This window comes from Fontibacillus panacisegetis (genome assembly GCF_900102215.1).
Taxonomy (GTDB): Bacteria; Bacillota; Bacilli; order Paenibacillales; family Paenibacillaceae; genus Fontibacillus; species Fontibacillus panacisegetis.
Genome location: NZ_FNBG01000023.1, coordinates 38,032 through 47,759 on the forward strand (window position 1 = coordinate 38,032; position 9,728 = coordinate 47,759).

The 9,728-nt window shown below is 51.5% G+C and carries 2 protein-coding genes; both read right to left on the minus strand.

What is annotated here, in order from left to right; all coding sequences use genetic code 11:
- Nucleotides 1-33 precede the first annotated feature (33 nt).
- Complete coding sequence (locus BLS49_RS17485) at nt 34-9,018, minus strand: non-ribosomal peptide synthetase (RefSeq protein ID WP_091233584.1); 8,985 nt, start codon at nt 9,016-9,018, stop codon at nt 34-36.
- Nucleotides 9,015-9,725 (minus strand): thioesterase II family protein, encoded by a 711-nt coding sequence (locus BLS49_RS17490; RefSeq protein WP_175471457.1) that lies wholly within the window; start codon nt 9,723-9,725, stop codon nt 9,015-9,017. Before BLS49_RS17490 ends, BLS49_RS17485 begins: the two co-directional genes overlap by 4 nt.
- Nucleotides 9,726-9,728 lie beyond the last annotated feature (3 nt).

Consider the following 9,728-nt stretch of genomic DNA (forward strand, 5'->3'; position numbering starts at 1 on the left):
CCCCCTTCATTTACCTTTCTTCCTTCATTCCCCTCACACTGCACCTTCCTTTTGCACAATCTGTTCGGATAGATAGACCAGGAATTTCATGAGATCGGAGAGCAGCGCCTTCATCTTCTCGCTTCTCATTCTTCTGCCGTTATAATCAAGACTCAGCTCAATGCACCACGCCTCCGGCTGGAGGGACAGTACCATATCGAACAGCTGCAGCTCTCTGCTTCCGATTGGCCAGTCGTTTTTCATTCGAACGAGAGGGTACACCTTATTTTCTTCCTTCGACAAACCTCGCTGTCTCATCTCATCGGCTGTATAAATGAAGGCATTCCCGCTTAATCTCAAGCTCTGGCTAATTCCGTCAAGCAGATCGGCGAAGTCGGTAATTCCCTGAAGCTGTTGACTTACGTTAACCAGCTTCTGTCCCGACACTGCTGCTTGGATAGCCATCTCCTTTGCTTGAGCATGTTTGCTTAGTACGAATAAAAAGGAGGCCGCGATTACAGCATAGAGATCACTTTGGGCAGATTTTGCAAAAGTATATAAACGATGACTTGTTGCTGAATCCAGCTGTCCTTCGAGGACAGCACTCTGTTGACTCTGACCAGGTACTGCAAAAAACGATGAAGGCAATGCGGCGGCTTGCACAGCCCAAGGACGATCCATCCCGGTCTGCTGCTCGTTAATGAACGCAGCCAGCTTGGCTACAGTTGGATAGGCAAAAAGATCGGTAATCTTAACTGCACCAGAAGCCAAATGCTCCAGTTCATGCTGCACGCGGAGCAATAATAACGAGTTGCCGCCAACGTCGAAGAAGTTGTCGTTCACACCCACTCTCTCCACGCCGAGCACCTCCTGCCAGATTGCCGCCAGCTTTTCCTCGATTTCTCCGGCGGGAGCCGCATACGTCTCTGCCGCCAGCTGCGACTGTGGCTCTGGGAGCGCCTTGCGATCTGTTTTGCCGCTGGTCGTCAGCGGCAGCTGCGACATCGGCACAAGGAACGCGGGCACCATGTAAACCGGAAGGCGGCTCTTCAATTCGTTCCGCAGCTCGGCTGGCTCAATCGTGCGATCACACTCACAGACGTAATATCCGCATAGATACGCGTTGCCATGGTGATCCTTCCGCGCGACAACTACCGCTTCCTTCACATCCTCGTGCGCCAGCATCGCTTCCTCGATCTCGCCCGGCTCGATCCGGTAGCCCCTGATTTTCACCTGATGATCGATCCGACCCAAATATTCGATATCTCCATTCGGCAGCCACCGCGCAAGATCGCCCGTTCGATACATTCGCCCTTCCTTTTCAAATGGGCTATCGATGAACTTCTCTGCCGTCAAGTCATCGCGCTTCAAATAACCTCTTGCCAGCCCGTCACCGGCAATACACAGCTCTCCGGCTACGCCAACAGGCTGTAACCGATTATTCTCATCGACGATGTATAGCCGTGTATTGTCGATCGGCTTGCCGATCGGAATCGGGTCGACTGCCGCTTCTTGAACCGAGCAGTCATAATGACTGACGTCTACTGTTGCCTCTGTTGGACCGTACAGATTGATAAGCCGTACACCAACTCCATCACCTTTTTCTAGCAGCGCCCGGAATCGATTCACCTGCCTTGCTGTCAACGCCTCGCCGCTCGCGAACACGTAACGTAAGCTTCCTAGTTTTTGAACTCCTTGCGGCCTCGCCTCCAGTTCATCCAGAAACGCGCTCAGCATCGACGGGACAAAGTGTATCGTTGTTACACCGTGCTGTGAGATTGTTTCGATGATTTCCGCCGGGTCCTTCTCTCCCCCCGGAGTCAGAAAGCTTACCTCGGCTCCGATCTGACCCCACCAGAACAGCTCCCATACCGATACGTCGAAGGTGAACGATGTCTTCTGCAGAATTACATCAAGCTCTGTCAGCGGATATGCTTTCTGCATCCAGTTCAGTCGATTCACCACCGACCGGTGCTCGACCATAACCCCTTTCGGTCGTCCGGTTGATCCGGAGGTGTAGATCACATAAGCCAGCTGGCGGGAATCGCCATACGGCTCCAGATTGTTGCCCTCCTGAGCCTCCCCGTAACCGTTCTCCATCAGCTCCGATACATTCAGCCACTCACCACCCCATGACTCAAGCCGTCCTCGCAGCTCCTCAAGCAGCTTCCCTTGCGTCAGCGAGATCGTTGCCCCGCTGTCCTGCAGCATGTATCCTATTCGCTCAGCCGGAAAGTCCGGCGCAATCGGCAGGTAAGCACCGCCTGCCTTAAGTACGGCCAGCAGCGAGACCATCATTTCCAGTGAGCGTTCCATCACAACCGCCGCGATGACATCAGGACCGACACCAGCTTGGCGAAGCCGCCGTGCCAGACGGTTCGCTTGCTCATTCAGCTCCTTGTAGGTCAGCATGCTGGAGCCCATTCGCCAAGCGACCTTCTCCGGATGCTGCCCCGCCAGTTCCTCGAACAGTCCATGCAGCGTAGCCTCGTGACGATATTCCGCCGCAGTGTTGTTAAATCCCTGAAGTAGCTGCTCCTTCTCCACCAGGCTCATCATTTCCAGCTCGCCTACTAGCCCTTCCGGATGGGCCACTGCTGCTTCCGCGAGTCTAATGAACCGCTCAGCGAATCGTTCGATCGTTTCTGCCCTGAACAGCTTCGTACAGTACTCGAACTTGCATCTGTACGCATCTACATCCGTATCCAGCGTAATCTCCAGCAGCAAATCAAACTTAGCAACTCCAGTAGGCAACTCTACAGGATAGAAAGAGACATCTCCTATTCGATTAACTGGGCGGTGCATATTTTGCATGACGAACATAACATCGAATAGCGGATTCCGGCTTAAATCCCGAGCCGTTCCTAGCTCATCAACCAGTTCCTCAAAGGGATAGTCGCTATTGTCAAACGCACTTATGGTTGTCGACCGCACACTCTCCACAAATGACTTGAACGTCTGGCTGCTTACCACTCGATTTCGGATCGCCAGTGTATTCACAAACATACCGATCATAGATTCCAATGCCGCTCTAGGACGTCCTGCGACCGGAGTTCCGATCGTAATATCACTTTGTCCGGAGCTGCGGGCTAAAAAAAGATGAAAGATGGCAAGCAGGACCATATATGCTGTAGCTCCGGTTTGCGATGCGAGAGCATTCAGCCTTGCAGCCAGCTCCGGAGGAATTACAAACGTATGTTGATCGCCATCATAGCTCTTCAGAGATGGCCTGGCATAATCAGTTGGCAGGTCAAGTGCCGCCCTTTCCCCTGACATGACATCCAACCAGTAGCTACGCTGCTTATATAGTTCGCGTTGGTGCTCCACGCCAAGCTGCCACAACGCAAAATCCTTATATTGCAGCTTTTGATCAGGAAGCTGATTTTCTTCGTACAAAGCGATCAGCTCATTCTGCAGCACAATCATCGACAAACCGTCCCCAGCGATGTGGTGCATGTCAAACAGCAAATATTGCTTGTCGTCCGCCTCGCGAATCAATGCCGCTCTCAGCAAAGGCGGCTGATCAAGGTTAAACGGACGAATAAACCTGCGGAACAAATCCATCAGCGAGAAATTCTCGATATCGATGATCCGGAGCTCGAAGCTGACATCATCTAATACGATCTGAACCGGAACTCCGTCCTTAAGCCGAAACGCGGTTCGCAGAGATTCATGACGAGCAATCAGCTTCTTGAAAGCTTGTTCCAGTCGTCTGGAATCGATGATACCTCTGATTTCAAGCACAGCCGGCAGGTTGTATGCCCGGCTCTCCGCTTCCATTCGGTTCAGGATAAACAGACGATTTTGCGAAGGGGTGAGTGGATAGTCCTCCCTCGCTTCAACTGGCTCAATATCTGAGTACGCTTCAGAGGATTCCGGTAACTGCAGCTCCAATTTACTAGCCAGCCCCGCTATAGTCGGAGACTGAAACAAATCGCGAAGCGGCAGATTTAATTTAAGGTCTCTATGAATCCTCATGATCAATTGCGCAGCTGTCAGAGAGTTGCCGCCAACGTCGAAGAAGTTGTCGTTCACACCAACTCTCTCCACGCCGAGCACCTCCTGCCAGATTCCCGCCAGCTTTTCCTCGATTTCTCCGGCGGGAGCCGCATACGTCTCTGCTGCCAGCTGCGGCTGTGGCTCTGGGAGTACCTTGCGATCAATTTTGCCGCTCGTTGTCAGCGGCAACTGCGACATCGGCACAAGGAATGCGGGCACCATGTAAACCGGAAGGCGGCTCTTCAATACGTTCCGCAGCTCGGTTGGCTCAATCACGCGATCACACTCAGAGACGTAATATCCGCTTAGATACGCGTTGCCATGGTGATCCTTCCGCGCGACAACTACCGCTTCCTTCACATCCTCGTGCGCCAGCATCGCTTCCTCGATCTCGCCCGGCTCGATCCGGTAGCCCCTGATTTTCACCTGATGATCGATCCGACCCAAATATTCGATATCCCCATTCGGCAGCCACCGCGCAAGATCACCCGTTCGATACATTCGTCCATCCTTTTCAAATGGGCTATCGATGAACTTCTCTGCCGTCAAGTCATCACGGTTCAAATAACCTCTTGCCAGCCCGTCACCGGCAATACACAGCTCTCCGGCTACGCCAACAGGCTGTAACCGATTATCCTCATCGACGATGTATAGCCGTGTATTGTCGATCGGCTTGCCGATCGGAATCGGGTCGACTGCCGCTTCTTGAACCGAGCAGTCATAATGACTGACGTCTACTGTTGCCTCTGTTGGACCGTACAGATTGATAAGCCGTACACCAACTCCATCATCTTTTTCTAGCAGCGTCCGGAATCGATTCACCTGCCTTGCTGTCAACGCCTCGCCGCTCGCGAACACGTAACGTAAGCTTCCTAGTTTTTGAACCCCCTGCGGTCTCGCCTCCAATTCATCCAGAAACGCGCTCAGCATCGACGGGACAAAGTGTATCGTCGTTACACCATGCTGTGAGATCGTTTCGATGATTTCCGCCGGGTCCTTCTCTCCCCCCGGAGTCAGAAAGCTTACCTCGGCTCCGATCTGACCCCACCAGAACAGCTCCCATACCGATACGTCGAAGGTGAACGATGTCTTCTGCAGAATCACATCAAGCTCTGTCAGCGGATATGCTTTCTGCATCCAGTTCAGTCGATTCACCACCGACCGGTGCTCGACCATAACCCCTTTTGGTCGTCCGGTTGATCCGGAGGTGTAGATCACATAAGCCAGCTGGCAGGAATCACTATGCAGCTCCAACAGCTCTAGCGGCTCCAGATTTTTGCCCTCCTGAGCCTCCCCGTAACCGTTCTCCACCAGCTCCGATACATTCAGCCACTCACCCCCCCATGACTCAAGCTGTCCTCGCAGCTCCTCAAGCAGCTTCCCTTGCGTCAGCGAGATCGTTGCCCCGCTGTCCTGCAGCATGTATCCTATTCGCTCAGCCGGAAAGTCTGGCGCAATCGGCAGGTAAGCACCGCCTGCCTTAAGTACGGCCAGCAGCGAGACCATCATTTCCAGTGAGCGTTCCATTACAACCGCCGCGATGACATCAGGACCGACACCAGCTTGGCGAAGCCGCAGTGCCAGACGGTTCGCTTGCTCATTGAGCTCCTTGTAGGTCAGCGTGCTGGAGCCCATTCGCCAAGCGACCTTCTCCGGATGCTGCCCTGCCAGTTCCTCGAACAGTCCATGCAGCGTAGCCTCGTGACGATATTCCGCCGCAGTGTTGTTAAACCCCTGAAGCAGCTGCTCCTTCTCCACCAGGCTCATCATTTCCAGCTCGCCCACTAGCCCTTCCGGATGGGCCACTGCTGCTTCCGCGAGTCTAATGAACCGCTCAGCGAACCGTTCCATCGTCTCTCTGTCAAACAAATTGGTGTTGTACTCCAGCAAGCAATCCATCCCCCCGCCGACACCCGGGAATACATCCCATTTCATATCGAGCTTAGAGGTCTTGCCGGGGATATCCATTTGGGCAAATCGAACTCCGTTTGATTCAAAATCCACTCTTCCATCCAACTGATTATGAAAAATCAGCATAGTATCAAACAAAGGATTGCGCGAACGGTCCTGCACAATTCCGCAATTCGCAACGATTTCGTCAAACGGCATTTTCTGATGATCATACGCGTCCAGAAGTGTATCGTTCATCTTTTGAAGTAAATCGATAAATCGTTGCTTATCATGAACTTCTTGACGAATCGGCAAGAAATTGTTAAACATGCCGACCGTCCGGTGTGTTTCGGGATGGAGTCTTCCCGCCATTAAAGCTCCGATGATAATATCCGTCTGTGATGTGTATTTGTGCAGAAGCATTGAATAAATAGATAATAAAATCCCATATTCCGTAACTCCGTGTTCATTTGCCATCTTGTTCAGTCGACACACAGTTTGAGCAGGTATCGACAATCTGATCTGATCTCCGTCGAAAGTCCGTTCATTAGGTCTGGCGTGATCAAGGATCATCTCCAGAACCGGAATCGGGCCTTCAAGCTGCTGCTTCCAGTATTCCCGATGCCGCTGCATCCTTTCTCCGCTTCCTTCACGGATAGACCATACGGCATAATCTGTATATTGTGTTGGGGCAGCCCCCAAGGTTTCTCCTTGATAGAGCTTTCTGAATTCATCAATCAGCACATTGAGAGAGATTCCATCGCACACCATGTGGTGTGTGTCCAATAGCAAGACATGGCGGTCATCTTCCAGTCGAATCGCTTGCGCACGGAACAAGGGTGCATTCGACAGCTCAAATGGACGCACGAAGCGTTCCATCAACCCAAAGAGCTCACTTTCATCCCCATTCACCCGTTCAAGAGCAAAAGAAAATTGATCTTCAATCTTTTGCAGCACCTCACCGTTAATAAAATGAAAGGAAGTGCGTAGCGACTCGTGCCTGCGAATCAACGCATGAAGTGCTTGATCCACGCGAATCAGATCAATGGTCCCGGACAAGCTCAGGGCAGCAGGAATATTGTAGGTGGTTCCGATACTCCCGAGTTGCTCTTGCATATAGACCCGAATCTGCGCACCAGTTATTGGATAATACGGGCGATGCTCCGCCTTGCCGATTGCGGTTCTCTCCTCCGCTTCAGATATCCGTACTACCCGCGCCAGCTCACGGATCGTAGGAACAGAATATACCTGTCTAATGGAAAGCTGGATGCCGAAGCGTTCTGTAACTGCGGATACAAGCATCATTGCTTTTAATGAATTGACACCGATCTCAAGTAATGAATCGTCCACATTCAGGGGTCCTGTATTCAATACCTCTGCGCAAATTTGCTGCAGGTCCCGCTCTGTTTCATCCTTTGACCACTCCACTTCTCGCTGCTGGATTGAATTGAGTTTGGTTTGGTGAAGCGCTTCCTTTTCTTTCTCAAACTGTCCGCTTGCGTACTGATCCGCCAGGATATAGCGCTGTACTTTACCGCTTGTTGTCTTTGGAAGCTGCTTAACCGGCAGCACCCAGCCAACCTCATGACCGGCATATTCACGGACACGCCTCGCCACGTTCTCTGCAAGTGGTGCAAACGACTGTATACTGCCGCGATAAATCGCAAACACGATAATTTCATCAGTCTGCAATTGCTCATTAAATGCACCACAAACTGCGACTCTCCGTAATTTTCCACCCTCCATCTCTTCGATCATCTGCTCCAAATCATGCGGATACACATTTTGGCCATTCACGAACAAAATGTCCTTTTTCCTGCCCGTTACGACTAACCGTCCATTTCGCATAAATCCAAGATCGCCTGTCCTCAGCCAACCGTCCTCCGAGATCGCTTTGTCCGTGGAGATTTGATCGTGATAATAACCGCTTGTCACATTTGGACCCTTGATCTGGATTTCTCCAACGATTTTCTCCGGCAGCAGGTTTCCGCTATCATCACATATCCGAACTTGGCAATTGTTTACCGGCATTCCGACATCAACAAATGACAATGCGGCTGGATCGCCGGAGTCCTCCGATACTTCCTTGACTGGTTCACCGACCGCAGTTCTGCGGTCAATGCGAATCTCGCAAAGTGGTTCCTCTACAGGCGGGAACGTGACCGCCAGACTTGCCTCCGCCATACCGTATACCGGAAATGCAGCATTAGGCCTCAATCCGTAAGCGCCCATCTCTTCTATGAACTGGTGGCTCAATTTGGCCGAAATCGGTTCTGCACCGTTAAATATCAGGCGAACCGCCGAGAGATCCCAGCCTGCTGCTTGGTTTTTTTTGTAGTAGTTCAAAAAATGACTATATCCAAAATTCGGCGATGCCAATGTCGTAATGCGGTGATCGCTTGCCTTCTGAAACCACAAAGTCGGATGCTGGATAAATAAAGCTGTTGGCATCAGATACTGGTGCATATCCGCTAGCAAAGGAGTCAGATGGAATCCAATTAGGCCCATATCATGAGTGAGCGGCATCCAACTGAGCGAAGAGTCGTTACAGGTTGCTTCGGAGCAAGCTACAATCGCCTTCATGTTCGCAAGCAGGTTGGCATGTGTCAGCATGACCCCTTTAGGATCTCCGGTTGATCCCGAAGAGAATTGAATGAATGCCAGATCTCCTGATTCAGGACAGTGTATTTCGCCCGAGGGACCATCGCATAAATCTTCTCTTCCCGTTAGCCAGGTCATTTCTCGCAAATTCCTAAAAAATGCTTCCTGCTCTACAGATTCCGTCTCCCCTCCCCACCGTTCGAGAAGCTTCGCATCGTCGACAACCAAATAAGGCGAGCGAAGCTTTTGATAAACCTTGATAAGCTTTCGTGTATTCTCTTCGCTAGCACCGGCTGATAACGGAACAGGAACCATGCCCCCGAGCTGGCAAGCCCAAAACCAGGTAAGGAACAGCTCCTGATCCTCCAGCAAGAACACGATTTCATCCCCCCGCTGAAGCCCCTTATCCTGAATCCGTCTTAGCAATGAGGAAGCACGCTGCAGCAACCTTTCATACGAGATCAAAGCTTCCTCCTTGCCTCCGCGTATAAAGGTTATGCCTTTGATGCTATCTCTCCTTGTCTGTATGAGCTCGACTAAATGATTCATCCCACTATTCCTCCTCGTTGTAACAATCGTGAATGAATTGCTTCTGCCATTTGCTCAGCGTGCTCATGAATAAAAAAGTGTCCCCCCTCAAAGCTGAAGGCTTCGCAGCTGCCTGACGTATGCTTGCTCCATTCCATTGGATCATACTCCCCGTCCTGCAAGCCCGAGAATACGGTAATATCGCATGACAATCTTCCCTGTTCTTCATTGAACCGATAGGTTTCAGACGCCATGTAATCTGATTTCAAAATCGGCAAGAACAAGGATAACAGCTGTTCATTCTCAAAAAACTGCGGCGGCGTGCCGCCCAACACCTGAATCTTTGCTAAAAACTGATCATTTGCCAGCAGGTGCATGTTCTCATCCTCTATCGCATGTGGAGCCGCTCTTCCCGATACGAAGAGGTGGACTGGCGGAGGATATCCCTTGCTGCACAGCTTGCGGCTCATCTCAAAGGCGATAATGCTGCCCAGACTATGTCCGAACAGCGCATATGGACTGCCGTCAAGATGCGGGAGCAGTATATGCTGAACATTCTCCACCATCTCCTCAACGGAAGTAAGCAGTGGTTCGCCGAAGCGCCTTCCTCTTCCAGGGAGCTCTACATTGACAAGCTGAATGGAAGGAGGGAGCAGGTTTTTCCACCTTTCGTAAACCGATGCAGAGGCCCCTGCATACGGAAAGAAAAATATAGTTATTCTCGTCAAACG